A 26,429-nucleotide genomic window follows, 5' to 3' on the forward strand; every position below is an offset into this window, starting at 1 on the left:
AAACAGACTACTATGATAATTTAAACGAGTCAGGTAAAGTGGCCTGACTTAAACAAACTGGTCTCCGATGAACTCGGGGCGATTCAATAATTAAGTTTTAGAGCTCGTTTTACTTGCCTCTTCTTCCTCCAAAGCTTCACGAAGAGAGTCAGGTATTTCATTAATCAACAAAGTATCATTTTCGTAAACTACTTGTTTACCTAACATCTCCCTATCAAAACTTATTGATAGGCCATTACCTTTCCCTGTGATTTTTTTATAGCTTCGAAGCGTTGCTTTATGTATTACAATTTCTTCCGGTAAATCATAGTGTTCTCTAGCGTGAATTACAAAATCATCATTATTTTCAGGAAATACATGCTTACCTATATTGCTTAAGCAAACTTCCTCTCCATTTTTATTTTTTTGAGTAATATAGTCATGGGTTGAGGCTAGTTTCTGTGAAACACCATCGTCATCTAATTTACATGTCGTTCTAGCAAAATTTCTTACTGCATCTTTTAAATTGTTTGTTTCTATTTGAGAAGCATTTTTATCGCGTTGACATCCTATGAACTCTTCAAAATAGTCTCTAACTTCAGCAGCAAGGCCTGTTCTAAAACGAATATACCTTGTGGATAGACCATCCTGCCATTGCGTTAAGTTTATAGCAGCTCCTAAGTGTAATTTCTTAAGATCCAACACTTGGCTAGGTATGACATCTAAAGCAGTGTCTGATACATTAATTCCATCAGTTTTATTCAATATAGCAACACCTAACCATTCTTGCTTCCGAGATTCATATTGATAGAAGACTAAATAACCACCTTTAACGGTATTGAGTTGATTGTGTTTTAATATCCCTTCGTAAAGCTCTGCAAGATCTTTAGTTAAAGCTGTAAAGTCTTTACATTTTAGTTTGTCATAATGCTGGTTAAGCTTTTGCTCAAAAGCTGGTTGGAGATCAGTATCAGAATTAACGCCAAACTCACCTATACTTAAACTAGCTAAACTGAATAATGCTAGTAAGTCATCTGTTAATTTTGCTGCTAAGCCCTTAACTTCATTTTCTTTAGGCCTTAAATGCTTAGTTAAAGGTTCTCCATCTTTGTCTCGCTTAACCACATGGATTATGAGATGTTTTATTGACATAATTTTTCCTATTATATTTTTATTTTTGGATAAAATGTTTAACAGTACTGAGTCCAGTACCGTTATGATCTAAAAAGCACTCAGAGAAGGTTGTGTCATCATAAGTATCATAGCCATTTTTTAGCTTTAACTTCTAAAGCTAACAACTTCCTAGCGTCGCTATCATTCTGTTCCCAGCGCTTATAGTGGTTAACAATCTTAACGGGTGCAGGATTTTTCCATAATCTAGTTTGCTTTAAGAATTGGTTAACTAGTTTGCTAGGGTTCGCTTTAGCATTACTTTTGCCCGCTTGTACTTTGACTATTTGGGCATTAGCACTACAAGGCTGATCACTGAATGTGATTACATCGTTTACAGTGCATTTGTATACTTGTGCTGCGTTGAGTTGGGCACTCATTATTAGTGCAAATAATAAAATCCGTTTCACTTAAAATCCTTTTAAATAGTTACTTATAAAGCAGTATTACAAATCTTTCCCATCCACATAACTCGACCAACTACATGTAGTTGAGCTAAGCTTTCTTGAGGTACGAGTTGAGTCTCGTAGGCTGGGCTGTCTGAAAGTATTTTAATACCGCCTGTAAATTGGCTTTGTATGCGCTTTACCAGTAGGTGGCTGTCTAAGCCTATAATATGAATGCCACCTACAAAATACCTGTAGGGTCACCCATTAGAAAGTTTCGGTCAAGCACAATCGCTAGGGTCAGGTCTTTTTTTGCCTTTTGTGATTAAGGAAAAGTGCAAAACCTGCCCCTAGTAACCCCATTTAAAAAGGGCAATATTATTGCCCTTTTTTACACGCTTAAATTGGTAGTTTTAAACTATAGCGCGACTAAGCTTTGCTCTAGCATTGCCTTTATTTGTTTTACTATTTTAGCTTCTGTTTCAGGTTCGAATTGTTGTATACGTGGGGTATGAATATGCCCTGTAGGTATACTTGAATTAAGCGCATCGCGCAGGCGAATACTTCGGTACGATATTTCGTTAGACAAGTAACCACCGCCGCCGCCATTTACCGCAATACTATTTTTAAGATCGCCGTACGAACCCGCTTTATAGGTTTTTTCAAGCGTAGTGACTTCATGATTGTCGATAACTTTATAAGGGCCTTTGGCTTGTTGCATGTAAGTTACAGGCAAGCTAAATTTTACAAACTCATTGCCTGGGAGTGGTCGGCCATTAAGCTTTGGTATGACTGGGCTTGTTTGCGTTCCACCATACACAATATTGGCATTATCTGGGGCGGTTACACTGCGGCGTTTACCTGGGAAACGCTCTAAATCAAACTCTGTTCTGCCCATACTTACGGTTACTACCATGTCTACATTATTAAGTGCGTAGTAGGGGGCAAGTAGTGATTCTATTATACCTTGATCAAAGTCTTCGTAGCGCACAGGCACCATAACGGTGTTAATTTCTGCGCTCACGCCGTTGTAATTAATAACTTGGCCGTCGAGTAATAACGCCGCAACACCTGAGGGGTTACTTTGGTTTATGTTTTTATCGAGTAAAAAAGGGTCAAAGCCTGTTAGTAATATTTTTTTAGTGCTGCCTGATGAAAAAGCAAGGTCGGTACGGCCTCTACTGCCTTCCTCAAGTAGGGTTAGTAAAGTATTTAGTTGAGCCTGCGTAATTGAGAATTTAGGTGAAGTTGTGCGTATTACTTTACTTGAAAGCAGGCGTGCCCAGTAGAGCTCTCGGTCGTCGTAGTTACTGGTTTTTATTATGCGTTGCTTGGCGTTTTCCCACAGTTCAAAGCTAAAGTTTTGTACTAATGCTTTTGCACTTTTAAAGTCGTTTAATTCTTTAAATTGTTGCTCAAAACTTGATACTTGTGAGGTAAATGCATTTAAAACATTTGGCATTGTCGATTGGGCTTTGTTGATACGCTGTTCTTCAACAGTTAAAGGATTACTTAAAGCAGCGAATGAAGAGGCAATTAAGCTGGTCGCTAATAATACTTTGATCATAATACTCCTAAGATAAAGCTATTGTTTTATGTGTAATTTACTATCCTACTATTGCTAACTTAGGGCAACCAATTAACGTTGAATCGACTGAAATTTGCTTTTGTTGTTTGTTAAAAACCAAGGGGAGAGAAATTTTGCTTAATATATCAAGGGTCTAAATTATAGTTTATTGCTCATTGAGTTACTTACTATGTCTAGACCGCTATGAATAGAATAAAAAATACACTTTTTAAGTGATGACGTTTTTTAACTGTTTTTTACACTGTATTTGTCCACTTACATCGTTCTCTCTTCTTTAATGATTATTGAGTATGTTAGCCAACTATCGCTGGGTACCAACTTGCAAACACTACACCAAATAAGCCGACTAAAAATACAATGGATATCAACATCATTAAAGCAGCGGTGGCGATTATTATTACTCTATTAGACGTTTTACCTGCATACCTGACTAACTCAGCTATGAGCAGCGGCATAATATAAGAACATACGCTAATAGTTAACACGGTTGGACCTGTAAACGTTGCAGTATCAATTCCTAGTGAGCCGAACATTAAAAACCAGGCAAAAATCATCAGCCTAAAAAATAAAACGCCGTTTGCTGCAAGGTATAAACGTATAGCCCAAATTTTATGTTTAGTGATATTCCGCCTTCTGGCCGCTTGTACGGCTAATATACTCGCTAAAATAACCACGCAACCACCAAGCATAGTCAACACATGCATCAAGGTGTTACCAACGGTTCCTCTGGCTATCATAAGGTACATACCTGCTAAAGAGATGGTACAGGCTAACATTACGAACACGCGGCCATTATAGCGGTGAAACTTAGTATACTTTGCTCTTATTGCGGGTATTAGCTGTAAGCTACCGCCAATTATCATCACGATGGCGAGTAACACATGCAGAGCGTACATTGAATTGCCGGTGGGATCGTTGGCAACATAGGCGGTGCTATTTAGACGACTCCAGCCAGATATTCCCGTAGTGACCCCCGTAAGCCCGTATCCCAAGGAGAGGTAAATAACAAAGCAGGTTTGTGCCATTAACAGGCACGTGAACCACATTTTTTTACTCATCTCAAGTAGCTCATTGGGCGTTTTTTTTATTGTTTGCATTAACATGTGCTTTTCCAGGAAATCTTTTCAATAGCCCAAATATAAAGACTTTCATGGTGATTGCTTCTCAAATTCGGAATTTGAGCAACGATATATTGATAATTTTTTGTAATTAGTTAGGGCGGTATAGACACATTCACTAACAAAGTTTTTTTGCCAACATACATGTTAATTTGTACCATGTAATTCAGTCCACGTTGTTGGTTAAAACGTCATTTTAAGAGCACGCTATTATGCAAAATTATTCCCCTTATTATTTTCTTCTTTTTGTTTGTATGGGGTTAATGTTTTTAAATGCGCTGAAAAAAGATAAGCAGCTGGTTAATTATTTATTTGTGATATTTTGTGGCTCCCTTTGTATGGTGGCAGCACAAAAGCTCAGTGCGCAAAGTATTGGCGCGTATCAATATTTAATCGGGTTGTTCACTTGCGCAACATGTAATGTTTCATGGCTGATTGCAAGAACGTTATTTCGTGAGCATTCGCCAATTTCCCGCAGGCATGTGGCTTTTGCTGCAACCATTGCCGGCTTGATCATGTTTAATCAAACATGGCACTACTTAGTGAGCCTTGATCCTCAGCCTTTACCTGCCAATGATATAATGTGGCGCTTAAAGCAAGGGGTGAATGAGGTCACCATATTGCTTTCATCAAGTATCCTTGCGCTTTCTTTTTGGGAGGCGTTTAGAGGTTATAGTAAAAAAACACAGTCACAAAAAATGCAATCAGTCATCTTTGGGAGCGCTTGGGTTTTAGCTGTGTTTAATGCAAGTATTTTTCCTAAGTTTATTTTTAGCGCGGCTGAAATTGAGCTGTATAACCCCATTATCATAACTTCATCTGCACTTTTAATAGTATTTGCAATGCAGGGAGTTATGCTGCTTCAAGCAATTACTACTAATAAGCAAAAGTTAAATCACAATAGTAAGAGCAAGACTGCTTTTGATACTGATGATGTAAAAGAGTCTTGTGGTAGTGTTCATTACCAAGAGCAAGTGCCCTCAGAATTAATAGGAGGTATTGCTGAACTGATGAGCGAGCAGCAGTTATTTTTACAAACTAGCCTTAAAATTTCAGATTTTGCACAAGCGCTCAAAGTGCCGGAATACAAAATTAGTAGAGCAATTCGCTATCACTATAAAGTAGCTAACTTTAATCTGTTTATTAACCAATACCGTGTAAATTATGCGAAGACATTATTAGCAAGTGAACAAGCCAAAGAGTGGAGTATTTTGAGCATTGCACTTGAAAGTGGTTTTTCTTCTCTTGCTACGTTTAATCGTGTGTTTAAAGATATTGTCGGCGGTATTCCTAACGAATATCGAAAACAAAACGATGACTACTATAATAAAGGTATACGGGAGCTTGTTGATTAGCCAGCTACGTTAAATTATCTGTAAATAAACCAAAAGGGTCTAATTTTAACTTCATATCAATGGTCTAGATTTATAGTTTATTGCTCATTGAGTTAATTATTATGTCTAGACCGCTGCGAATAGAGTATGAGAATACGTTTAACCGTGTAATGAAACGTTGAGAAGGCCGTGAAAATACCTTTTTAGTGATGAGGGTCTGAAGTGTTTTTTATACTGCATTGAGCAAGCAAGCCTTCGTTTTAATATTGAAGTGCATTCTTATTGTTTTATGGCCAATTACCATCATCTGCTAATAAAAATCCCCGAGTCGAAATTGGTTTTTATGGGTTCTATTTTAAGTGCTCATAAAAGTAAAAAGCCGTTACGGCAATGCAATGGCTTTTCATTATGGTTTTATGTGCTTTGGCAATACGAGCGTAAGGCTTTATACCCCTTTAAAAATCTCGCTTTAATCATCTGGCCCTTTTAAGGTAAACACTAAATGTTTACGCATATCCTTTAAAATCACGCCTTTTTTAAGCATTGCGCCGCTTAAGCGTTTTTGCCATTTTAATAAATCTGGCTCTGCGGCTGCTAAGGCTTGCTCGTTTTCAAACTGAAAACACAGCAGTAGCGAACTTGGAAATAAGTGATATTCCACATCAAACCAGCATTGCAGCATGCCTGGGAGCTCAGCGCGGCCTTGCTCTTCTAATTTTTCAGCAGTATTAAGTACAAGCGCTTGCTGTTTTATTTGCACTGCAGAGAGTTTTTTCATTATTAAAATCCAAGTTAGCGGCTAAAAAATGCAGCCGGAATGTGGGCATTATACGCAAGCTTATAGGCAGGCAACAACTTTGAAAGGGAGTTAATGTCCAATAGAGTGTATCTGCTTAAAATAAAGGGTCATGTTGCAAGGCACCTCCAGTTTTTCAACCTATGTAGGTCGGATAAGTTGCGCAGCCGCGTCATCCGACTTTTTAAGTTTCATCACTGAACTCCGATTTGGGTATTAATATATTTTTTAGCTCAATAGTTAAGTAACCTTAACCTAGGCTTTTGCCAAGTTGCTTGCGACAACTGGGGAGTGGTTGTCGCAAGGCGCCTTTAGCGCCTCACCACACTACGCTTAATACTTATAAGAGGTATTAATTGGGTAGGTTTATTTGGAGCGGCGCTTGTCTAGTACGTAGCGTACGGCCATTCTTGCAACACCCGCACCAATACCTGAGACTACTGCCCATGTAACGGCCTCTTTAAGATCTGTTTCTTCGCTTGGTCTATCTTTTGGAGCTGGTTCGTTGGTAACCTTTTCCCACGATTTTTGTAAGGTTTTCCTTGTTAACATACCTGCAGATGCAGCGGCGAGACCTATACCTATTGTCGTAATTAGTTGTTTATTACTCATAATGTTCTCCTTTTTATAAATAACGGCAGCGTTATTTATGTATAACTCTTTAAGTAAGAATATTAATAACAGCAATTTACGTACCGATAGGCTGAGGCGCTTTTAAATCATAGCGTTCCTGTTTTATACAAATTAGTCGTTTAAAACCACACTCACATCACACTTTCACCACATTTATATACAAGCTAAATAACCATTGTAGAGCATGCGCAACTCTGCTCAAATCTTCTTTTTAGATATTAACTCTGCAATTTAACTTACCTTCTAGCCGGCTTATCGCACTCATTGCTGTACAGATAGTAAACACTTTCACCCTATGCTTTAATATTAAAAAACAAGGGAGGGCGTTATGAGTAAAAATCGATTTTTATTTAATAAATACGTTTTGGTAATGGCTGTGTCGGGCACTTTGGCTGTGCCGCTACCAGTGCTGAGCAACGATAAGGGGCCGCTAGTTGAGCAGCTTTGTGCTAGTTGCCATAGTTTAACTAACCTTGAGCGCAGCGCGGGTTATAGCCAGCAGGACTGGCAAACATTAATAAGCTATATGGTTGATGCGGGCGTAGATACCGCGCTTAATAAAGATATAAGTGCTTATTTAGCTGAGCATTATCCTGTTAACACTAAGCGCGAGTCTAAGGTTGTTGCTGGCGATTTAAAGCTTAGCTTTAAGTACTGGCAAGTGCCAACGCTTGGGCAGCGCGCTCGCGATCCGGTGCAAGGTAAAAATGGCATTATTTGGTGGGTTGGCCAGTGGGGTAATATTTTAGGCAGGTTAGACCCTCAAACCGGCGATATGAAAGAGTACACACTGCCAAGTGGTACCTATGCGCACAGTGTGTCGCTTGATAAAAGTCAAACCCCTTGGTTTTTAGGCAATAAAAATGGCACGGTTGGATATTTAGACTTAAAAACCGAAAAATTTAAAGTGTATAAAATGCCAAATAAAAATGCCCGCGACCCGCATACTGGTGTATTTGATGAAGCCGGAATATTTTGGTTTACCCTCCAGCATAGCAATATGATTGGCAAGCTAGACCCTACAACTGGCGATATTCAATTGGCTACTTTACCCACTAAAGGCTCACGGCCATATGGTATTAAGCTCGATTCAAAAGGCACGCCGTGGGTGTCGTGTAATGGTAGTAACTGTTTGGTTAAAGTTGATAAAAATACCATGGAGCTTAGTGAGATAAAACTCCCAGGCGCTAAAACGCATACTAGGCGATTAGCCATTACGCCTGACGATATAGTTTTTTATGTTAACTCTGGTATGGGTAAACTTGGCCGCTATAACCCCAAAAACGGTAAAATAACGCAGTGGGATAATCCCAGTGGTGAAAACAGTCATCCGTATGCAATTGAATATGCCGATAACGCCATTTGGTTTAACGAGTCAGCCAAGCGTCCTGAAACCTTAGTAAGGTTCGACCTTAATACCGAAACTATGCAGAGCTGGCAAATTCCGAGTAAAGAAGGAGTTTACTCTGGCTTAATTAGGCATATGCGCATGGGGAATAATGGGCTGATCATTCATCAAACAGCGACCAACCAATTAGCTGAAATTACGTGGAGTAAGTAATAATTTATTTTGTGTTAAAGCTGCGTACTGCTTATTAGTAAGTTTTCTTATATTAGGTAGGAGTTTTTTACAAAGCTTAGCAATTTTTACCTTTTAAATAAGTAAATTGATACAATTATTTATGTAAGATATTGATTTTTATTAGTTAAATTTGTGGTTTGGGTTTTGCTTAGTAGTAAGTGTATTTTCTTAAATAAATAAAGGAGTTATTATGAGTACCGTTATTACTGGGTTATTCGAAAGTGCATCACAAGCAACACTCGCAATTTATAGATTAGAAGCTTTAGGTATTAATGAAGCTGACATAAGCATTGTAGCCAACGACTCATACGCAAAGGAAGATTTTGCTGTAGACGAAGGTACAAAAGCCGCTGAAGGTGGCCTTGTAGGCGCGGCTTCAGGTGGTATTCTTGCTGCAATTATTGGCGGTTTTACTGCAGTAGGTACTGTAGCAACAGGTGGTACGGGCTTATTAGTTGCCGGACCATTAGTCGCAGCATTTGCTGCTGGTGGCGCAGGCGCCGCAGTTGGTGGTACTTTAGGTGCTGCAATTGGTGCGTTTATTCCTGAGCACGAAATTAAATATTATGAAGATGCCATTGAAAAGGGCTCTATATTAATTGGTGTTAAGTACGATAGTGACAACAAAAACGCTATTGAAGAAATACTTAACAATGCAGGCGCAAGTAACGTTTCTACGGCTTAATGCTAACTAATTAGTTTCAAAATTAATTAAAAAGGTGAAACTTAGTTTCACCTTTTTTTTCGTTTTTAACGGCGGAGCAATTATAAATATTAACGTAATTTTTTATCATTAAATAAACTCCATATATAAGTAAATTGGTTTTAAACATGCTTTGATTATAGAAAAGACTTATTTAGATAGGCGCTTTTTATTACATGTCGTAAGGCCTCCCTAACAACACCAACTCTCGAGACTACCGCCTATATAATAACGGCCTTTTTAATAGCTACTTTTTAACTTGGCTTGTCTTTTTGGGTTGGATCGTCGGTAATCTTCTTTTATGAGTTTTGTAAAGTTGCCATTCTGTTTGTAAATATGCCTTGGTTTTTGTTTAACTTTTGGGTGAAAGTCAGTTTTTTTAATTAACTAGCTATTTATTTAAAATTAATAAAAATTATAAATTTACTTTTTAATCAATAGATTAAAAATAAATAATACATAAATTCATGTTTACGCGTAGGGCTGGTATATACATTGAAACTACTTGTTTAATAGTCGCTTAATTTAGCGTTATTGCTTTATTAATTTGATACTAAACGAGGAGATGATGATGAATTGTTTGCAGTTTGATTCAAACGCTAAAAGACCTTTAACCCGCGTTTTAAAACCAGCTTTTGCGATACTACTTACCGGTGTGTTACTACAAAATAGTGCACTGGCTAATGTAAAAGTTCAAATGCACCAAGTAACTAAGTCAGGCCAAGGGCAATCACTAGGTACTATTACACTAACAGAAAATGATAACGGTGTTGTTTTTTCACCAAGTTTAAAAGGTTTAACACCGGGGCTGCATGGTTTTCATGTTCACCAATTTGCTAGTTGTGAACCCAAGAAAAAAGGCGAGAAAGTTGTGCCGGGGGGCGCCGCTGGTGGGCATTTCGATCCAAAAGCTAGCGAGCATCATGATGCTCCCTGGGGGGATGGTCATTTAGGCGATTTACCGGCGTTGTATGTAAATGAAAGTGGCCAAGCTAAATCGCCTGTTTTAGCACCAAGGCTCACGCTTGAAAAACTTAAACAACACGCAGTAATGATTCACGAAGGAAGTGATAACTATGCAGATAAGCCAAAGCCATTAGGTGGCGGTGGCAAACGTGTTGCTTGTGGCGTAATTGAGTAAATATAAGGAGAAAGTTATGCCATATAAAAATCGTGATGAATTACCTGAGTCGGTAAAAAATAACTTACCTAAACATGCTCAAGAGATATATCAAGAGGCGTTTAATAGTGCGTGGGATACCTATAAGGACCCTAGCGATAGAAAAAACGATGATGACCGCGAAACAACAGCGCACAAAGTAGCTTGGTCGGCGGTTAAAAATAGTTATAGCAAAAATGATAATGGAAATTGGGTAAAGTCGAGTAACTAGTTTTGATCAAACTAACAAAGCTAAAGCATTAAAAAGCCGCTACAGCATATTGTAGTGGCTTTTTTATAGAGCCCAGTGATTAATCACTTTTCTATTTATCCGTTAAACAATACTTTACGGCATGTTTGAGTAAAATTGGTAAGCAAAACCATAAGTACTGCTTTAAACACGAATGTGAGTTTGGTTTAAATTTGCGTTATTATTTATTTGTATTAGCCAATCAGAGAACACTTTGAATTATTTAGCTCATCTTTATTTAGCGCAGCCCACAGCCGATTCTCACTTTGGGAACCTGTTGGGTGACTTTGGTGGAAAAAGACATGTAAAGCACTTACCAAACACAGTTAAAAATGGCCTCGATAACCATTATTTAGTTGATAAATTTACCGACTCTCACCGCGCAGTTAAACACGCTAAACAATACTTTTCACCCGAGCGTAAACGCTTTGCTGGTGTGGCTATTGATGTGGTGTTTGATCACTTTTTAATTGTGCATTGGCAACGATTTAGCAAGCAACCTTTAAGTGATTTTAAGTACACCAGCTATCAGCTTTTAAATAACCGTATACCTGTTATGCCAGCGCGAATGCAGCATGTTGTAACAAGTATGACTAAAAACGATTGGTTTAAAGAGTACGAAACCGTTGAGGGAGTAGGGCTTGCGCTTGATAATATAGCCAAACGCATTCGTTTTACGAACACTTTTGCGGGCGCGGCTGATGACATAGCACAGAATTACGATGAATTAGAAGCCGTGTTTCTAGCGTTCTTCCCGGAGCTAATTAAGCATGTAAGTGAGTTTGACCTTGAAAGCCCCTCAAAAAATGGCATAAAGCGCATTATTTAAAGTTTTCATCAATTGTTAATCTTTTGTGATAAGTTAAGGTGAAAAAACGCTACTCTAATACAAATTAATTTTTGAGTGTTTTTAATGAATCGCAATTACTTGGTTATTGTGGGCTTTGCTGTTTTAGCGGCATTTCTATCTGGTTCTGTATTAGCTTTTGACTTCGACTTAAAATCGGTACGCACAACTATTTCAAATCCAAATACTAGCCATGCGTTAATATACGATGACTTGGCGCAGAGTAATCAAAAAATACTGTTTTCGTTAGATCCCATAAATAACCAGCGTGTGGGTGTGTTTTTTGATATTAACGACATTGAAATTGGCTACTCAGCCGATATTTTTGAAGATGATGTTGAAACAAAAACACTAGATATACTGCTCTCGTATAGAAAATTTAAAAATTCTAAAATCACATTTAACTATCAAACGCTTGAAGGGCTGCAAAGCACGGCTAGCAATTTAAGCGGCAATCAAACAGATCAAATTTTCTCGCAAAATACACGTTCAACCAAGTTTGAGCTATCTGGCCAACACAACTTTTATACCTTCAATAATAAAGAGTCTTTGTTTGAGCATTTTTTTCTTAATAGGCCAAAGCTAAGTAACAAATTTGATATGTCGTTAAGTATTGTTGGCGCGTGGTCTTTCAAGCATGTATCTCTTGAGAATAAAGATAATATTGTGTTTCAGGCTGATTTTTTAAATTCACCTGTGCCACAGGTCACTAAATTAATTTCTAATTCTTATGGGGCGAGTATTGGCTCGCTTTTATCATTTTCGTTACCGCATAATGTTCACGTATTTGCTAAGTACAAAGTAGGTAAAGGGCATATTCAAAACACAAACCCTGGGCTGGGGTTAAAAGATTCGGGCGCCGAAAAAGTCGAGGCATTCGGTGGTGGAATTTCTTGGACTTCCGACAATAAAAAACTTATGGTCGTACTACGTGCGTGGGAGCAAACAGGCCGGCATATAGATACTTCTTTGGGTGATTTGTCAGTAATTAAGTTTTTTTAGTATTGATCACCGAAATAGTAAATTTACCAGGAATACTATGAGTAAGAATAACGCAGTACCTCAGGCTTATGTGAAGCAAGAGGAAGGTTACCGAATTAAAGCCTTAAGATTGTACCCTTGGGTATGTGGGCGTTGTGCCCGTGAGTTTGAGTACTCTAATTTACGTGAGTTAACGGTGCATCATATAGATCATAACCACAGTAATAATCCAGAGGATGGCAGTAACTGGGAGTTATTGTGTATTTATTGCCACGACAATGAGCACAATAAATACCACGAACATATTATGTATGGCGGGTCGACTACAGAGCGAAAAGTTGAGGCTGCAACGCATTCTCCATTTGCCGATTTAAAAGCGATGCTTAATAAATCAAAGTAGCTACTATGATTTCAACTGTTTGGATAAAAACAAGGTTGTTACATCAGCTACTTTAATAAGTGACAGTTTATCTGCATGGCTCCATGAAATTTTTGAGCCAACACTTTCACAACAAATAACACCTAGTGGTTTGTTATCAATAAAGTAGATGTAATCAAGCAAGGAGTAAATGTTTGATGGTTCAAAATAAACCTTGGTTAAGTTTTTAGTGATTTCGTGGTTTCTCGCATCTGATGCGTCTAATACTTTATGCTCTAAAATATAGTCAAAGTATGCAGGAAAGTCTTCAGCTTTTAAAACTGCATTACTTACTATCTCATTTTTTTCATCAAGGCAAATTAAGCTATTAATGGCAGTATAGTCGTGATTAAACAACCATAGACTGACTCTGTCGGCATTTGAAATTAACTTTTTTAGCTCATTGCATATCTGTTTTAGCTTACGTTCACTCGTAATGTTTGGGTTACTAACTTTAACTGCTAAATTTTTGAGATTTGAGTTTTTTGGATTATAAACATTGAGCAAGCTATTTAAATGATCTTTATTAAATGGCTTCGTTAAATAGCCATCCATACCAATGTCTAAATAGTGTTCAATATCTGGTTTCATGGTGTTGGCTGTCATGGCAATAATTGGCGTTGTTTTACCTGTTTGTTGCTCTCTAATTATCTTAGTGGCTTGCACTCCATCCATCACTGGCATTTGAATGTCCATAAAAATTAAATCAACATGGTTGGCAAAAAAGTAATCAACGCATTCTTTGCCATTTTCGGTAAATATTACTTTTGCATTATGAGCTTGTAGCATTTTACTTACGACAACTTGATTTACTTTATTGTCTTCGGCAACCAAAATATTGCACCCTTGTAAATCGGTTATTTCTTGATTTGGTTTTAATAATTCATCGAGTTCTGATGTTTCAAAGCTTTGTTGGTAAGTAAATACAGAACCTTTATCTTCTTTACTCGTGAAGTTTATTTTGCCATTCATTAAATCACTTAGCTTGGTGCAAATGGAGAGGCCAAGGCCCGTGCCTCCGTACTTTCTAGATGTAGATGAATCAGCCTGATGAAACTCTTGAAATAAATTTTGCTGTGCAGCTTTACTAATACCAATACCTGTATCGATTATTTCAAATACAATATTTTGCGTGTTTAAGAGGTTCTCCTTTACAGTGACTTTAAACTCTACCTGGCCTTGTTGTGTAAATTTAATCGCATTTGAGCATAAGTTATTTAAAATTTGAGAAACTCTGACAGGGTCGCCTTTTAGGGTTGTAGCGATATTTTTATCTATAGATGGAATAAATTTTATGCCTTTATCTGTGGCTTGTTTCATTAGTGGATTAATTACATTGTTAATGACTTCGCTCAGGTTAAAGTTAATATTCTCAATATTTAATTTACCCGCTTCAATTTTTGAAAAGTCTAAAATATCATTTACAATATTTGAGAGTATATTCGCGGAGCTTAAAATACTCTTTAAGGCGTTATCTTTTTGTATATTTGAAGTCTCTGCTAGTCCAAACTCAGCTAAATTTAAAATGCCGTGCAGCGGAGTTCTTAGCTCATGCGACATATTTGCTAAAAATCGACCTTTTAGAGTGTTAGCTGTATCAGCTTCTTTTTTTAGTTCTTCAAGATTTTTATTATGTATTTGTTGTTGTTTTAATGCAGTGGCCAGCTTTCTGTTGTTTAACCTGAGCTCAAGTTGTGCGATAACTTCTTTGCCAAGTATTTTCAGTGCGTTAATTTGTGTTTGAGTTAGCTTTTTTGGCTGGTCGCTGATAACACATAATGTACCAATTGTGCTGCCACTAGGTGTAACTAGCGGTGTGCCCGCATAAAACCTAATGTTTGGATCGCTGGTTACTAGAGGGTTATCATAAAAACGTTCATCAAGTAGAGCGTTTTGTATTTCAAATACTTGGTCTTGCAGTATTGTATGAGAGCAAAATGCGATATCTCTTTCAGTGGAGTCTACATCGATACCATACTTTGATTTAAACCACTGCCTTTGTGGATCAACTAAGCTTATAAGTGATATGGGGGCCTCACAAATATCAGAAGCAAGTTGAGTTAAATCATCAAATACTTTTTCGGCTTCAGTATCTAATATTTCATACTCGTAAAGGGCCTTTAATCTAGATTCTTCGTCAGCTGGTATTTGTGCTTTTATCATAGTAATGCTCAATATTTATATAGATTCACTATAAGAGTAATTTAGTGATAATGACAACTTTAACATGTAGAACCGGCTAAAAAAAAGACATTGCATTTTGCTACTCTATTATTACTTTTTTGAAATGTTTTTCTATTGTGACTAATATTGGTTTTTAAACTCGTATTTTAAAATCTGCTCTAAATACTTAAAAGTAACTTTGCTAAGCTTTTTAGTTGAGTAAGCTGTTATTAAAAAGGCCGAATCCCATTTAATGGTTCGGCCTTTTAAAGCTTTAGGTTAATAACAATAAGAGTTATTTTTTCTTTTCGCTTGGTGCTGGTTGGCCATAATTAGGTGAACGAGGTCCATATAATAAGCCGTTGTAAACATCTGAAGAAAGTAAGCGTGTTGAAGTCATTGCTGCGATTTCAAAGCCTTTATCGGTTACCGTTTCAGCAATTTGATTGATTGCTGCAATAACAAGCATACCTACAAGGCCACCACCGCCATTACTTTGTTGTTCAGCTGAAGAGGCTCTTGCTTTACCTTGCCATAATTGCTCGCCAGTGCGTAAATCAACTAGTGAGGCTGACACAGTTACAGCTGTTTCGCTAGAAATTACAACATAGCTAGTACCGTATTCTTCAATAGTGATGTAAAGCGCAGAGTCTGCACCAAAAATTTCATGTAATTTATTCACCGGTACTTGGTGTACGTCGCTTGCAACAGTGAGGCCATTACCTTTAAAGGTTTGATCAACTAAAGCAACAGGAAAAACATAAAAACCGGACTCAGCTATAGGCGCGACCATTTGAGTCATCACACTGTATGGTGCAATTACTTCAGGTGTATTATTTAGCGGAGGTAAAATAATAACTGAGTGAGGGTCTGCTTGTTTAAATGCTGTGTAGTCATGTGCTGGTGGAGGTGAAACACAACCAGCGAGTAATGCGACTAATACGATCGCTGTGTATGATTTTAAATTAAGCATGTTAAGCGCCTTTCGCAGATTTTAGAAGGAAGTCGATGTAATGAACTGATTCTGGGAAAAGTGATTTCTCAGTTTCGAAGTGAGTAGTGCCTAATGAAGGATTACCCGTTTCAAAGTACAGCATACCTAGGTGAGCATGTAAGCCAGGTGCAACATTCTTACTTTTGTTTGCGGCATCGGCAATAATTTGCTCAAGCATACTAATTTGCTCTTCGGCTGTTACGTCATCTGCTTTTAAATAGGCGTATACGGCAGTGCTATAGTCGCCGTAATAGTAAATAGGTTCTTTCGTTGAGTTACAACCCGTTAGGGCTATACAAACAAATGCTAAGGTAATTAGCTTTTTCATTATTTATTGCCCCATTGGCCAGCTTCAAGACCAGTAACTAACTTGTTAACGACTTCGCGAATAGCTAGGTCAAGTACTTTGCCATTTAATGTGGCATCGTATGAAGCTGTGCTACCAAAACCAATAACTTCACGTTCTGATAGGCTGTATTCACCAGCACCTTGCACTGAATAAATAACTTCTGATGTAGTAACATCAACAACATTAAGCGTTACTTTAGCATAAGCAATTTGCGATTTACCTTTACCCAATAAACCAAAAAGCTGGCGATCGCCAATGGCTTTACGGCCAAACTCTGTTACATCACCAGTTACAACAAATTTAGCACCGCTAAGAACTTGTTTTGTACCTGTTAACTTTGCCTCTTCCGCAAGGGCTGCCATATTGTCGCGATCAAGCACACTAAAGCGATTTGTTTGTTGTAAGTGGCTCATTAGTGTTGTTTTTGCTTGGCTACCTAAACGGTCTTGGCCTGATGCAAATATACCATTTTGAAAGCTCGAACGGTTTACAAACTGACCTACGACTAGTTTGCTTTTTGCACCTGAGTAGGTTGTGTTATAGCTAGCAACAGTTGGTGTTTCTATTACTTTTGATGATGTTGTAGCACACCCAGCTAAAGACGAAGCTGTAATTGCAGCGATTACAATTGTTTTAATGTGGCTTTGGTTAATTCGCATAAATTTTTGTCCATATAGATAATTGCAGAAGTTTTTATTGATAGGCGCTTGATTTTTATACTTATAAGTCAATTACTTATTTCAAGAGTCCATTCAACTTACTTTATAAACAAAAGTTGATGTAAATACAATGTTATTTATGTTTTATACAGATACACACAATGAAAAAGAATAAATTCTTTGTAATAACAATGCTAATTCATTAGTTTTTAAATTATTGAAAGCCTTTTTCTATAGTTGATATACAAGGAGATTTATTGCGCGCTGAGTTGTTAATTAGTAATTTTATTCAATTAACTGTAATTTTTAAAACCAATCGGCTGCAACTTGTAGTGGGGAAGGATCGCCTTTTTTAGATACCTAAAACACTAGGGCTTGCTTTGTTGGCGATATTTTTTTAGCGCGAGGCAGGGTTAAGTCAGCTAATGATAATTGCTGCTTGGTCTGCATGTCATTTTGCTCGTAGCCAATAACAACAAAGTCGGTTTTAACTTATGGCCTGCGTTTTCGCCGCTGTGTATTTGTGTTTCTATGCCAAAGCCTAACAGAGCTACATGGGCTATTAAGTTTTGGTCAGTATTATCTTCGATATTAACAGTATCGTATTCGAGATTAATTTTACTGTTGTTTATAGTCGCTTTTAAATTACCTAAATAACGGGCTTTAGCTACAGGAATAGCTTGTTTATAAAACCAACTTTGCCACCCGTTGCCGTTAACCATAAATCCTGGAGTAGCTACAATCCTACTTTTACCGAGTGCCTTATACGTGCGTTGTCTTTTACTAAACACAGCAGAGACAAACGGGTCTTTCCAACCCAAATAATCCCAATAAGTAACATGAAAATTAATAGGGATTAAATCAGTCCATAGTTTTTCATCATCTGTAAACGTTGAAATCCAGCGCTCTGCTGGTGGGCAGCTACTGCAACCTTGCGACGTGTAAAGCTCTAAAAAGGTAGTCGGATTAGCTGTACTAGAAATAGTTACTTGCTCAGCAGCTTGGCTTTGAAAGCAAAAAATTATTAACCCAACAAGTGAGATTAAAAATGGATGGGATAGTGCTTTAAAAGGCATGTTACTTCTCGCAAAGGCTGATATTGCATTCAGCCTAAATGATATTTACGAAAGTAGTATCCCGAAATACTCACAATTAAATCACGTTTTAACTGTGTATTTTACTTAGTTAAAACTTAATTTGAACACCCGCTCAAGTTGTGCTTTAATCGTTGCTCAATTATTGAGGAACTTTACATGATTAAATTTTATTTTCACCATACTCCTAACCCAATGAAGGTTGCACTCTTTTTAGAAGAAACAGGCTTACCGTTTGAACTTGTTCCTCTTGATACTTTAAAAGGTGAGCAACATACACCTGAATTTAAAGCAATTAATCCAAACGCTAAAGCGCCAGCAATTGTTGATGGTGAAACACGTGTGTTCGATTCGAATGCTATTTTAATGTACCTTTCTGAAAAGTATGGGAAGCTTGAAGGCAAGGGCGAGGACCGCGCTGAAATGCTGTCGTGGTTAATGTTTATCGCATCTGGTTTAGGTCCGTATTCAGGGCAAAGTGTTCACTTTAGACACATGGCGCCAGAAGGGCTTGATTACGCGGTTAATCGTTATTTACGTGAAGCGCAGCGCCATTACGAAGTACTTGATACTCACCTTGAAGGTCGTGACTTTATAGTGGGTGATACGTATACCATTGCTGATGTATCTGCATGGGGCTGGATTGATAAAGCACCGGTTGTATTAGGTGAAGAGGGTTTAGCACCGTACCCAAATCTTAAGCGTTGGTTTGAAAGCATTGATAGCCGCCCAGCGGTTGCACGTGCACGCGCAATTGGTACTGATATAGCCTTTAAAAAAGAGTTTGATGAAGACGCTAAAAAAGCGTTTTTTCCTTCAAACTACCCAAAAGTATAAAAAGTAATTAGCACTAAACAGCAGATCAGTTAGCTGATCTGCTTATTGTATTTTATTGCTGTGTGAGCGGTTCTTTATTTTCGTCTGACTCAAACAAGCTAACCTCTTGCGTGTGCTGGCTTACGCTATTTCTTTTTAGGGCGATGTATAAATCTGAGTGAATATATATACCTTCTTTTCCTGACTTCATTCCTGCAATATCAAACCACGAAAGTAACTGACGTTTTCTACCTGCAAGCTCAAGCCTTATATCACGCTTTTTAAATATAACGTCGAGATCTGCAAGCATGGCCATTACACTTAAATCTAAATGAGTAAAGCAGGGCACAGCGTCAATTATTACACATTGTGTATCGTCTTTTTGCCTTGCGTATTGCTCAAGTAATCTGCGTTTAAAGTAGCTGGCATTAAAGTAAGTTAAAGGTGAATTAAAGCGATAGATGAACACACCTTGCACTGCTTTTGCTTTATCTGTGGCGTCTAAACTTCTTACTACACCGTTAACATCTACGCCTAATATGTTGTCTGTTGGGCGCATAACAGTGCGAATAAATTGAAATAACCCTAGTAATACAGCAAGTGTGATCCCTGGTATAACGCCAATAAATAACACCGCAAGTAAGGTGGCTGAGGCGAGATAAAATGCCTGTTTGTCTTTTCGTTTTAATTGCCAAACAGCTTTTAAATCGAGTAAGTGTACAGAGGCAATAATAAGTACAATACCTAGCGCTGCGCTTGGAATAAATTCAAGTGGGGCTGTTAAAAATACAGCTATGAGCGCAATAATAGCTGCTGCAATTATTGATACTAACTGTGTTTTACCACCTGTTGCATCGTTAACCGCGGTGCGTGAGTCGGCGCCACTGACGGCAAAACCTTGCGAAAGAGCTGACGCTATATTGGCAATACCCAACGCTCTAAATTCTTTATCGGCGTCTATGTCGTAGCCATTTTTAGCAGCAAAGCTGCGGGCAGTTAGCATCATACTAACAAAGCTCACGATGGCTAAGTTAAGTGCGGGTACCACCAGCTCACGAATAATCCCTAAATCAAAAACAGGGGTATTAAAAACGGGAAGTCCGCCAGTTACGGTACCAATAGTTTTTATATCAAGCTGTTTTAAATCAAAAATCCATACTAAAAGCGCACCAAAAGCAATAGCAAACATAGATGCAGGCCACCTGGGCTTTATCCGTTTCATGGCAAAATAGATCGCCAGTGTAAACAAAGCCATTAATAAGGTGGGAACATGTGTTTGCGCTAGGTATGTGGGCACACCACCGAGGCGTTCAAGTAAGTAGCGCTCATCAAAAGTAAAACCAAATACTTTAGAAAATTGACCAACAATAATAGTGATGGCTACGCCGTTTAGTAAGCCCATTAAAATAGGTTTAGATAAAAAGTCGGCTAATACACCTAACTTAAATTTACTGGCTATAAAGCACCAAAAGCCGGTCATGGCGGTCATGGTGACAACAAGTTGCCAATGCTTAAAGCTGTCACCTGCAGCAAGAGGTGTTACTACAGCGGCAATAACGGCGCAGGTTGCGGCATCAGGGCCGACTATTAATTGTTTTGAAGTACCAAAAAGTGCATATAGCATCATTGGCAGTATGCAAGAGTATAACCCTACGGCGGCGTTAACACCGGTTAGTTGTGCGTAAGCAATGGCAACAGGTAAAGCCACTGCAGCTACTGATAGCGCCGCCCTTACATCATCAGCAAACCATTGGCGTTCATAGTGCAGCAATGTATTTAAACCGGGCATAAAATTATATAAACGCGACAGCACTTTAGTTTTCCTGCTAATAGTTACAACGTTTTGATAGTAAATTTAATATTCAAATAAGTATAGCTAGGACGACGGTTATTTTAATAAATTGCAGGTGATTATTTATCAAGATATTAAATTTATAATTTGGCAAAAAAGTGAAAATTGAATTTTCCTGAGGTGTCTTTTAATCAGCTTATGTGCGTAGTATTAATGTACTGATATTGAGCACCTCAAGAAATCACTAAATCTAAAATCTAGTTTTAAATTTTTTAAGATTATTTAGCACCACATGCCGGATATAACTCAAGCACCTCTGTTACTACTTGTCCAAATAAGGCTTGTTCTTGCTGTGTTAAATCTATAGCAGGAATAAATGGCATTGTGTCTGTTAATTCCGAGGTAATGATTTGATAAAAGGTCATCGCTGTAAGGACATTCCCAGCATAGGATGCATGATTACCGTCGGCACTATGAAGGTTTATACTAGGCATTATTTCTAATACTCGATTCCACACGAAGCCAACTGGCGCTATGCAGCTAGGTTGTTTTTGACTGATTGCTAAATGGAGGTCGTAAACCTGCTTTGCTTCTGCTGGATCCCCTTTTTGAGGATGCTCTGGAAATAAAATAGGTGTAATTTTATGCTCTTTTGCGTTCGAGATTAATCGCTCAGTTGCGCTTGTAGGGTAGTCAGTCGAACCTGATTGTGAGTACTTTTGGCCTTGAAAAATTGCATGACTCCAGTTATCACTTTTTAATTTATCGACATTCGCATTTACTGCGACTATTTCATCTAAAAATCGACCACTGACAGTCGTTATTTTGACTGAAGTGCTAGGTAACTGGCTTGTAATAATTATTTCTAATAAGCCCCCTAACTGTGAACTATGGCTATTACCATAGATAATTATTTTGTAGTCACTTAAGGGACTGTTATTAATAACCGCTTTTGATTGTGGTATTTCAATGCTTTCAGCCTCTTTTGTTTTACTTCCCCCAGAGCCGCATGCTGTTAATAATAGTAATGATAATGTGATTGATATTGTTGTTATGTATTTTAGAAACATTGTTAATCCTTTTTTCGTACCAATTATAAGTACAGCTTTAGAATACTAGACATTTTATAACCAAGCTGCAAGGTTGCTGGTTTTTAGTGCAATGTATGGTGTTTAGTTTGTGCGCTAAAGGTGAAGTGCAGAAGGTTGATATTGTTTACGCGGTATCTAAATTTTAGTTTGGGGTATTATTCAATGATAATTTTATTGCTTTAAATAAATATTTAGTTATAAAAATTGTGCGATGTTTTAACACAAGTGCCACTTTTTTATAGACGTAAAAAAGCCTGCATAAAAGCAGGCTTTAGTTTTTAGGGAAAATTAAAATTTAGCGCGAATACCAAAGCTGTAACGGCGATCCGCTTCAGTGTACTTCCAAGCACCACCTAGTTCAGATAGGTAAATAGAAGGCTCACCCGTTAAGTTGGTCGCATTACCTACTAAGGTCACGTTTTCGTTAATATCCCAGCTTGCAGAGAAGTCTAACTGGCCTCTGTCGTCACGGTAGTTATTACCGTAAACAGTACCTTCTGCTGAAATACTGCCGTCTGAGTTAATATTTTCTACACGTTTCTCGTTTTCAGTATCTAAGAAACTGTCACGGTAGTTATAAGCTAGACGAGTAGAGAAACCTTCGTATTCCCAAAATACTTGTAAGTTATACGTATTTTTAGAAATATCTAATAACGGGTTACCGTTTGGTTGCTCGCTGTCTGCGTATGTGTAGTTTGCGTTAATGCCTAAGCCAGAAAATGCACCAGGTAGGTCTGTAAAGAACTGTTGATAACCAACTTCAAAGCCTTGTACTGAGCCGTTTTCACCGTTTACATTTTTAACAGTATCGATACCCGTTAGTCCTGCGTCACGTAAGCCTGCTACATGGTTAAAGCCATCAGCATCTACTGGGAAGTCAGTTGCATCCGAGTAAACTAGGTTGTCTTGTGAAACACCTGCAACGTCAAGCTGACATACTTGGTTCCATTGAGTTACGTTTTGACCTGTTGAAGTGCTTGATGCCGCTACACAGCTACTTTCGTTACTTAAGAAAGATTCAACATCTTTATAAAATACTGCGAAAGAAATTACGTTACCTTGGTCAAAGTAATGCTCTACAGATAAGTCGTATTGCGTTGCACGATATGGTTCTAAATCAATAGAGCCTTGCGTTGCACCTGTAATGTCGTTATTAACGTCAAATGCAGGGCTTAGTTCGCTAAAGTCAGCGCGGCGCATAACTTTTGCAGCAGCAAAGCGGAATAATGTTTCGTCTGAGTAGTTATACGTTACGTTTAAGCTTGGTAAAAAGTCGCTGTAGTCATTGTCGCCAGTTACTTTTTCGCCATTAAGAAATACGCTTGATTCTAAATCTGTAGTTACATAACGACCACCCACAATTGCAGTGATGTTATCAAAGTCTAAGTAGGCTGATATATACACGGCAGCAGTATCTTCAACTACGTTGCGGTATGCGCTTTCTTGGAACTCTTGGTTATCTGAAAGACTACCTGTTGACGCTAGGTTAGTACCTGCAAGTAACTGCTGAAGCTGAGCGTAAGTATTGGCCGGGTTAGATAAACCGTTGTAGCTTAAAAAGGTTAGTAGGTCGTTTTGTCCCGAATGACCTAATTGGTCAAATGAGTTGTCGTGGCTAACTGTTGTAAAGCTATTTGAAAAAGCAGCGTTGTAGTCATCAACCCATAAAGTGGCTAACGAACCGTCTGAGTCGTTAAATGCATTTTTATAAATGTCTTTAATTTCTACTTTGTATTGCTCATATTCGTAATCGCGGTTAGTAACACGTACACCCGCTTTTACTTTAGATACCCAGCTTAAGCTGCTGAGTGGCTCAAACATTTCAACATCAAAACGAATAGCTGTTTCGTCATTGTCTGTTCTTCTATCTTCACTTTTAAACGTACGAAGTGCTAAGTTTTGTGGGTCAGTAAATGCATTAGGATCTGAATGAATGATGCTTGGTAATTTATTACCGTCTTGAGAAAATGCACCATCATATAAATGATTTGTTAGCTGAGTTCCACCACTTGCTTCAAATGTTGATTTTTCGATTGGGCGAAGTGTAAATTCAGAATCAGGTCTTACGCTTTCTGATGATGCTACCGCAATTTCACCAGAGATTTTGATACTGTCAGTAAGGTTCCACTCTGCACCAAGTGCATTTGAAAACGAGTCAGTTTCACGAAAGTCACTGTATGTTTTAGGAATACCAAACTCGTTTGTTAACGTGTAATTATTTACGCCGTTAGCATCTTGAGTTGTATTTGCATCTGTTGATAGTGAACCTGCGACACCTAAAATAGAGTTACCAGCTTGTTCACCTGAGCGCTTTGTGCCGCTTAAATCAAGATACACCATGCCATTACCAGATTGTGGTGCCCATTGAAGAGATAAATTTACAGCAGTTCGTTTACGCTGCTCTACGTATTGTTCAACACTGTGCTCGTCTCTTACGATAGCGTTGCCACTAGGTGTATTACCTTCTTGGCTATTAATTTCGATATCTTGAGGTTTAACACGGCTAGATGTTTCATCTTGGCGAATTTCGCGATCTTGGAATGAAAACATAGCAATGGCACCAAAGGTACCCATTTCATCAAAGTCCCAGTTGTTACCAATTGAACCACTAAAAATAGGAGCTACATTTTCTGTTTTATCAGCGTATTCGCCATCTAATGAAACTGCGCCAGTTAGTTTATCTAACTCTAATGGGCGAACTGTCTTTAAACTAACTGTTCCGCCTAATGCACCCTCAATCATATCGGCAGTAGGAGACTTAACTACTTCTACTGTTTTTAAGAAGCTTGATGGGTAATCTTGCAAGCTAATGCCGTCACGAGAGTCACCAATAGTAGAGCGACCATTTAATTCAACACGGTTTTGAGGTAAGCCACGAATCGAAACACTGTCACCCACACCAAAATCGGTATTAATAGATACGCCAGTAATACGTTGCAACGCTTCTGCAATATTATTATCTGGTAACTTACCAATGTCTTCAGCAACAACCGCATCTACAATACGTCCGTCAGTACGCTTAAGCATAGCGGCGGCTTTCATACTACCTAGCATGCCTTTTACTTCAATAACTTCAATGTCTGCAGCTGCCGTTTCTGAAGCTGCGGGAGCCTCTTGCGCTGCAATATTTGAAGAAGCCATTAATAAAAGGGCTGCGGCACTGATTGTTGTAGAGCTACTTCTTTTATGCTTATTAATTAATGTTGAAGTAATTTGATTGAGTTTCATGTATCTCTCCCGTTTGGGTACGACTTGCGTCATTGTGTGTGTGTTGTTATTTGGCTTGGTTAACCAATTTAACTATTTCTTTCCTGTGGTGTGTCATACAGGTGGTATGGTTGAAATTAATCCAATTCAACTTTGTTTACAACCTTTGTTTACCAAAATTTCACAATGTGTATTACAAAAACCTCTTTTATTTTGCTTATATTTAATAAATTTAATGGCTTATAGGGTGTTTTTATTTTTTGTATTTTGAATGAATTTTATTGAAGTATCTGTACCAAAGGCATTTTTATATATTATTTGTACTATTTAATACATTTGTTAGTACTATTTTGAAATTTTATGTCGTACTTTTATACGTGTTTAGTTTACTTTTTAAGTGATATTGAATTGGAAGAGCGACCATTAAAAGTTCTAAATGATTTATAAATTTGCGAAATAGTGGAGAGGTTAAAATAATTAAAAATCATTTTGGTAATACCAATTTTCTATTGTTTTTATATTGATTTTGTACTAGCTGGGGTGGGGGCGGTAAGCTAGGTAGCGATAAATAGATTTTTACGCAAAAAAAAGCCCAGCATAACAATGCTGGGCTTTCTTACTTTAGATGTATTAGCTTTGTAATTCGCCTGTAGATGATTCTAAATGTGCTCGTATGAACCACTGAAATTGCTCTAAATCGGCTAGTTGGCTGGTGATCATATCTTCAGAGACCGGATCTAGCTCAGAAAGAGTCTCAATTGCTTTGCGGTGATCGGCATTAACGCCATTATATACTTTATCAAGCGCAGCCAAATGTTCGGTTACTAGGCCTTTGCCTACTGAGTATTCGTCCCAAGTACGGCGATCTACAATTGATTTTGGTGTGCCAACAGGTACTGCACCAAGAGTCGCAATTCGCTCTGCAATTGTATCTGTCATTTCGCGTACAATGTCTACTTGCGGGTCTATCATTTCATGTACGCCAATAAAATTAGGTCCCACTACGTTCCAGTGAATATGCTTTAAAGTTAGTTGTAAGTCTATCAATGCAACCATGCGGTTATCGAGGGTAGCTATTGTTTTTTGGGCTGATTCGTCACTCATACCTGGCGCGGTAAATTTAGTTGTTTTGTTTGATTCGTTATTGTTACTCATAATTTCTCCTACATTAAGTAATGTGTTGCTCATATAATATGTTGCGTTATGAGCATGACTTAAACTTAATGAAGCAACTGTTATGCCGTAAGTTGCTTTATTTGAAAAGTGATTCAAAAACAATTGGTTATATTTTAAATTAAGGTTTCTAAGGCTGCAGAGGAG

24 protein-coding genes are annotated in these 26,429 nt (G+C 37.9%); 9 read left to right on the plus strand and 15 right to left on the minus strand.

What is annotated here, in order from left to right; genetic code table 11:
• Positions 1–90: 90 nt before the first annotated feature.
• The 4 genes from GQR47_RS17200 to GQR47_RS17215 all read right to left on the minus strand — a co-directional run bounded on the left by GQR47_RS17200 (position 91) and on the right by GQR47_RS17215 (position 4,220).
• Positions 91–1,131 carry a nucleoid-associated protein gene (locus GQR47_RS17200; RefSeq protein WP_165724207.1) on the minus strand — a complete coding sequence of 347 codons (1,041 nt, stop codon included), beginning with the start codon at positions 1,129–1,131 and terminating at the stop codon, positions 91–93.
• Between the two features lie 107 nt (positions 1,132–1,238).
• On the minus strand, positions 1,239–1,559 hold the full coding sequence (locus GQR47_RS17205) for a DUF4124 domain-containing protein (protein ID WP_154903441.1): 321 nt from the start codon (positions 1,557–1,559) through the stop codon (positions 1,239–1,241).
• 394 nt (positions 1,560–1,953) lie between these two features.
• Positions 1,954–3,102, minus strand: a complete 1,149-nt coding sequence (locus GQR47_RS17210; RefSeq protein WP_154903442.1) for a hypothetical protein — start codon at positions 3,100–3,102, stop codon at positions 1,954–1,956.
• A gap of 314 nt (positions 3,103–3,416) precedes the next feature.
• Positions 3,417–4,220 carry a DUF2306 domain-containing protein gene (locus GQR47_RS17215; RefSeq protein ID WP_240915907.1) on the minus strand — a complete coding sequence of 268 codons (804 nt, stop codon included), beginning with the start codon at positions 4,218–4,220 and terminating at the stop codon, positions 3,417–3,419.
• Between the two features lie 359 nt (positions 4,221–4,579).
• On the opposite strand from GQR47_RS17215, the gene GQR47_RS17220 reads away from it, so the two are divergent.
• Complete coding sequence (locus tag GQR47_RS17220) at positions 4,580–5,596, plus strand: AraC family transcriptional regulator (protein WP_240915908.1); 1,017 nt, start codon at positions 4,580–4,582, stop codon at positions 5,594–5,596.
• A gap of 448 nt (positions 5,597–6,044) precedes the next feature.
• Here the strand turns inward: GQR47_RS17220 and GQR47_RS17230 are convergent, their stop codons facing one another.
• Positions 6,045–6,353, minus strand: a complete 309-nt coding sequence (locus tag GQR47_RS17230; RefSeq protein WP_024596321.1) for a hypothetical protein — start codon at positions 6,351–6,353, stop codon at positions 6,045–6,047.
• 384 nt (positions 6,354–6,737) lie between these two features.
• On the minus strand, positions 6,738–6,983 hold the full coding sequence (locus GQR47_RS17235; protein WP_002958040.1) for a DUF4235 domain-containing protein: 246 nt from the start codon (positions 6,981–6,983) through the stop codon (positions 6,738–6,740).
• 349 nt (positions 6,984–7,332) lie between these two features.
• Here GQR47_RS17235 and GQR47_RS17240 point away from each other — a divergent pair, with 349 nt between their 5' ends.
• The 7 genes from GQR47_RS17240 to GQR47_RS17270 all read left to right on the plus strand — a co-directional run bounded on the left by GQR47_RS17240 (position 7,333) and on the right by GQR47_RS17270 (position 12,926).
• A complete protein-coding gene (locus GQR47_RS17240; protein WP_154903444.1) occupies positions 7,333–8,565 on the plus strand; it encodes a cytochrome C in 1,233 nt (410 codons plus the stop codon).
• A 211-nt stretch (positions 8,566–8,776) separates the two neighbouring features.
• Positions 8,777–9,271, plus strand: a complete 495-nt coding sequence (locus GQR47_RS17245) for a general stress protein (protein WP_002958042.1) — start codon at positions 8,777–8,779, stop codon at positions 9,269–9,271.
• Positions 9,272–9,860: 589 nt separating this feature from the next.
• Positions 9,861–10,430, plus strand: a complete 570-nt coding sequence (gene sodC / locus GQR47_RS17250) for a superoxide dismutase family protein (RefSeq protein ID WP_154903445.1) — start codon at positions 9,861–9,863, stop codon at positions 10,428–10,430.
• A gap of 16 nt (positions 10,431–10,446) precedes the next feature.
• Positions 10,447–10,680: a ChaB family protein gene (locus GQR47_RS17255; protein WP_154903446.1), complete on the plus strand. Its 234-nt coding sequence runs from the start codon at positions 10,447–10,449 to the stop codon at positions 10,678–10,680.
• 232 nt (positions 10,681–10,912) lie between these two features.
• Entirely contained in the window at positions 10,913–11,527 is a 615-nt protein-coding gene (locus GQR47_RS17260; RefSeq protein ID WP_154903447.1) for an ACP phosphodiesterase, read from the plus strand.
• An 84-nt stretch (positions 11,528–11,611) separates the two neighbouring features.
• Positions 11,612–12,547: a hypothetical protein gene (locus GQR47_RS17265; RefSeq protein ID WP_154903448.1), complete on the plus strand. Its 936-nt coding sequence runs from the start codon at positions 11,612–11,614 to the stop codon at positions 12,545–12,547.
• Between the two features lie 37 nt (positions 12,548–12,584).
• On the plus strand, positions 12,585–12,926 hold the full coding sequence (locus GQR47_RS17270; RefSeq protein WP_024604747.1) for a YajD family HNH nuclease: 342 nt from the start codon (positions 12,585–12,587) through the stop codon (positions 12,924–12,926).
• 3 nt (positions 12,927–12,929) lie between these two features.
• Here the strand turns inward: GQR47_RS17270 and GQR47_RS17275 are convergent, their stop codons facing one another.
• The 5 genes from GQR47_RS17275 to GQR47_RS17295 all read right to left on the minus strand — a co-directional run bounded on the left by GQR47_RS17275 (position 12,930) and on the right by GQR47_RS17295 (position 18,185).
• Positions 12,930–15,107 (minus strand): response regulator, encoded by a 2,178-nt coding sequence (locus GQR47_RS17275; protein ID WP_165724208.1) that lies wholly within the window; start codon positions 15,105–15,107, stop codon positions 12,930–12,932.
• Positions 15,108–15,402: 295 nt separating this feature from the next.
• Positions 15,403–16,080 (minus strand): DUF799 domain-containing protein, encoded by a 678-nt coding sequence (locus GQR47_RS17280; protein WP_138488585.1) that lies wholly within the window; start codon positions 16,078–16,080, stop codon positions 15,403–15,405.
• Position 16,081: 1 nt separating this feature from the next.
• Complete coding sequence (locus tag GQR47_RS17285; RefSeq protein ID WP_008165258.1) at positions 16,082–16,429, minus strand: DUF4810 domain-containing protein; 348 nt, start codon at positions 16,427–16,429, stop codon at positions 16,082–16,084.
• Positions 16,429–17,109, minus strand: a complete 681-nt coding sequence (locus tag GQR47_RS17290) for a CsgG/HfaB family protein (RefSeq protein WP_076923668.1) — start codon at positions 17,107–17,109, stop codon at positions 16,429–16,431. The genes GQR47_RS17285 and GQR47_RS17290 overlap by 1 nt, the downstream gene beginning before the upstream one ends.
• A gap of 422 nt (positions 17,110–17,531) precedes the next feature.
• Positions 17,532–18,185, minus strand: a complete 654-nt coding sequence (locus GQR47_RS17295; RefSeq protein ID WP_240915909.1) for a DUF1223 domain-containing protein — start codon at positions 18,183–18,185, stop codon at positions 17,532–17,534.
• Positions 18,186–18,362: 177 nt separating this feature from the next.
• On the opposite strand from GQR47_RS17295, the gene GQR47_RS17300 reads away from it, so the two are divergent.
• The gene (locus GQR47_RS17300; protein WP_154903450.1) at positions 18,363–19,040 is read left to right on the plus strand and encodes a glutathione S-transferase family protein; all 678 of its coding nucleotides are present in this window, start codon (positions 18,363–18,365) and stop codon (positions 19,038–19,040) included.
• 52 nt (positions 19,041–19,092) lie between these two features.
• Here GQR47_RS17300 and GQR47_RS17305 read toward each other — a convergent pair whose 3' ends face one another.
• The 4 genes from GQR47_RS17305 to dps form a co-directional block, all read right to left on the minus strand.
• On the minus strand, positions 19,093–20,832 hold the full coding sequence (locus GQR47_RS17305) for a SulP family inorganic anion transporter (RefSeq protein ID WP_154903451.1): 1,740 nt from the start codon (positions 20,830–20,832) through the stop codon (positions 19,093–19,095).
• A gap of 257 nt (positions 20,833–21,089) precedes the next feature.
• Positions 21,090–21,881 (minus strand): hypothetical protein, encoded by a 792-nt coding sequence (locus tag GQR47_RS17310; protein ID WP_058154191.1) that lies wholly within the window; start codon positions 21,879–21,881, stop codon positions 21,090–21,092.
• A gap of 309 nt (positions 21,882–22,190) precedes the next feature.
• Positions 22,191–25,130, minus strand: a complete 2,940-nt coding sequence (locus GQR47_RS17315; protein ID WP_154903452.1) for a TonB-dependent receptor — start codon at positions 25,128–25,130, stop codon at positions 22,191–22,193.
• 609 nt (positions 25,131–25,739) lie between these two features.
• Complete coding sequence (gene dps / locus GQR47_RS17320; RefSeq protein WP_024595435.1) at positions 25,740–26,264, minus strand: DNA starvation/stationary phase protection protein Dps; 525 nt, start codon at positions 26,262–26,264, stop codon at positions 25,740–25,742.
• Positions 26,265–26,429 lie beyond the last annotated feature (165 nt).

Source organism: Pseudoalteromonas sp. Z1A2 (assembly GCF_011378755.1).
In the GTDB taxonomy this organism is placed as follows: Bacteria; Pseudomonadota; Gammaproteobacteria; order Enterobacterales; family Alteromonadaceae; genus Pseudoalteromonas; species Pseudoalteromonas distincta.

Coding starts and splice junctions, on each gene's coding strand:
- GQR47_RS17270 (WP_024604747.1), top strand. CDS start 12,585: ATGAGTAAGAATAACGCAGTACCTCAGGCTTATGTGAAGCAAGAGGAA.
- sodC (WP_154903445.1), top strand. CDS start 9,861: ATGAATTGTTTGCAGTTTGATTCAAACGCTAAAAGACCTTTAACCCGC.
- GQR47_RS17235 (WP_002958040.1), bottom strand. CDS start 6,983: ATGAGTAATAAACAACTAATTACGACAATAGGTATAGGTCTCGCCGCT.
- GQR47_RS17300 (WP_154903450.1), top strand. CDS start 18,363: ATGATTAAATTTTATTTTCACCATACTCCTAACCCAATGAAGGTTGCA.
- dps (WP_024595435.1), bottom strand. CDS start 26,264: ATGAGTAACAATAACGAATCAAACAAAACAACTAAATTTACCGCGCCA.
- GQR47_RS17285 (WP_008165258.1), bottom strand. CDS start 16,429: ATGAAAAAGCTAATTACCTTAGCATTTGTTTGTATAGCCCTAACGGGT.
- GQR47_RS17245 (WP_002958042.1), top strand. CDS start 8,777: ATGAGTACCGTTATTACTGGGTTATTCGAAAGTGCATCACAAGCAACA.
- GQR47_RS17265 (WP_154903448.1), top strand. CDS start 11,612: ATGAATCGCAATTACTTGGTTATTGTGGGCTTTGCTGTTTTAGCGGCA.
- GQR47_RS17200 (WP_165724207.1), bottom strand. CDS start 1,131: ATGTCAATAAAACATCTCATAATCCATGTGGTTAAGCGAGACAAAGAT.
- GQR47_RS17275 (WP_165724208.1), bottom strand. CDS start 15,107: ATGATAAAAGCACAAATACCAGCTGACGAAGAATCTAGATTAAAGGCC.
- GQR47_RS17210 (WP_154903442.1), bottom strand. CDS start 3,102: ATGATCAAAGTATTATTAGCGACCAGCTTAATTGCCTCTTCATTCGCT.
- GQR47_RS17220 (WP_240915908.1), top strand. CDS start 4,580: ATGGTGGCAGCACAAAAGCTCAGTGCGCAAAGTATTGGCGCGTATCAA.
- GQR47_RS17290 (WP_076923668.1), bottom strand. CDS start 17,109: ATGCGAATTAACCAAAGCCACATTAAAACAATTGTAATCGCTGCAATT.
- GQR47_RS17255 (WP_154903446.1), top strand. CDS start 10,447: ATGCCATATAAAAATCGTGATGAATTACCTGAGTCGGTAAAAAATAAC.
- GQR47_RS17215 (WP_240915907.1), bottom strand. CDS start 4,220: ATGCAAACAATAAAAAAAACGCCCAATGAGCTACTTGAGATGAGTAAA.
- GQR47_RS17280 (WP_138488585.1), bottom strand. CDS start 16,080: ATGCTTAATTTAAAATCATACACAGCGATCGTATTAGTCGCATTACTC.
- GQR47_RS17240 (WP_154903444.1), top strand. CDS start 7,333: ATGAGTAAAAATCGATTTTTATTTAATAAATACGTTTTGGTAATGGCT.
- GQR47_RS17315 (WP_154903452.1), bottom strand. CDS start 25,130: ATGAAACTCAATCAAATTACTTCAACATTAATTAATAAGCATAAAAGA.
- GQR47_RS17295 (WP_240915909.1), bottom strand. CDS start 18,185: ATGCCTTTTAAAGCACTATCCCATCCATTTTTAATCTCACTTGTTGGG.
- GQR47_RS17310 (WP_058154191.1), bottom strand. CDS start 21,881: ATGTTTCTAAAATACATAACAACAATATCAATCACATTATCATTACTA.
- GQR47_RS17230 (WP_024596321.1), bottom strand. CDS start 6,353: ATGAAAAAACTCTCTGCAGTGCAAATAAAACAGCAAGCGCTTGTACTT.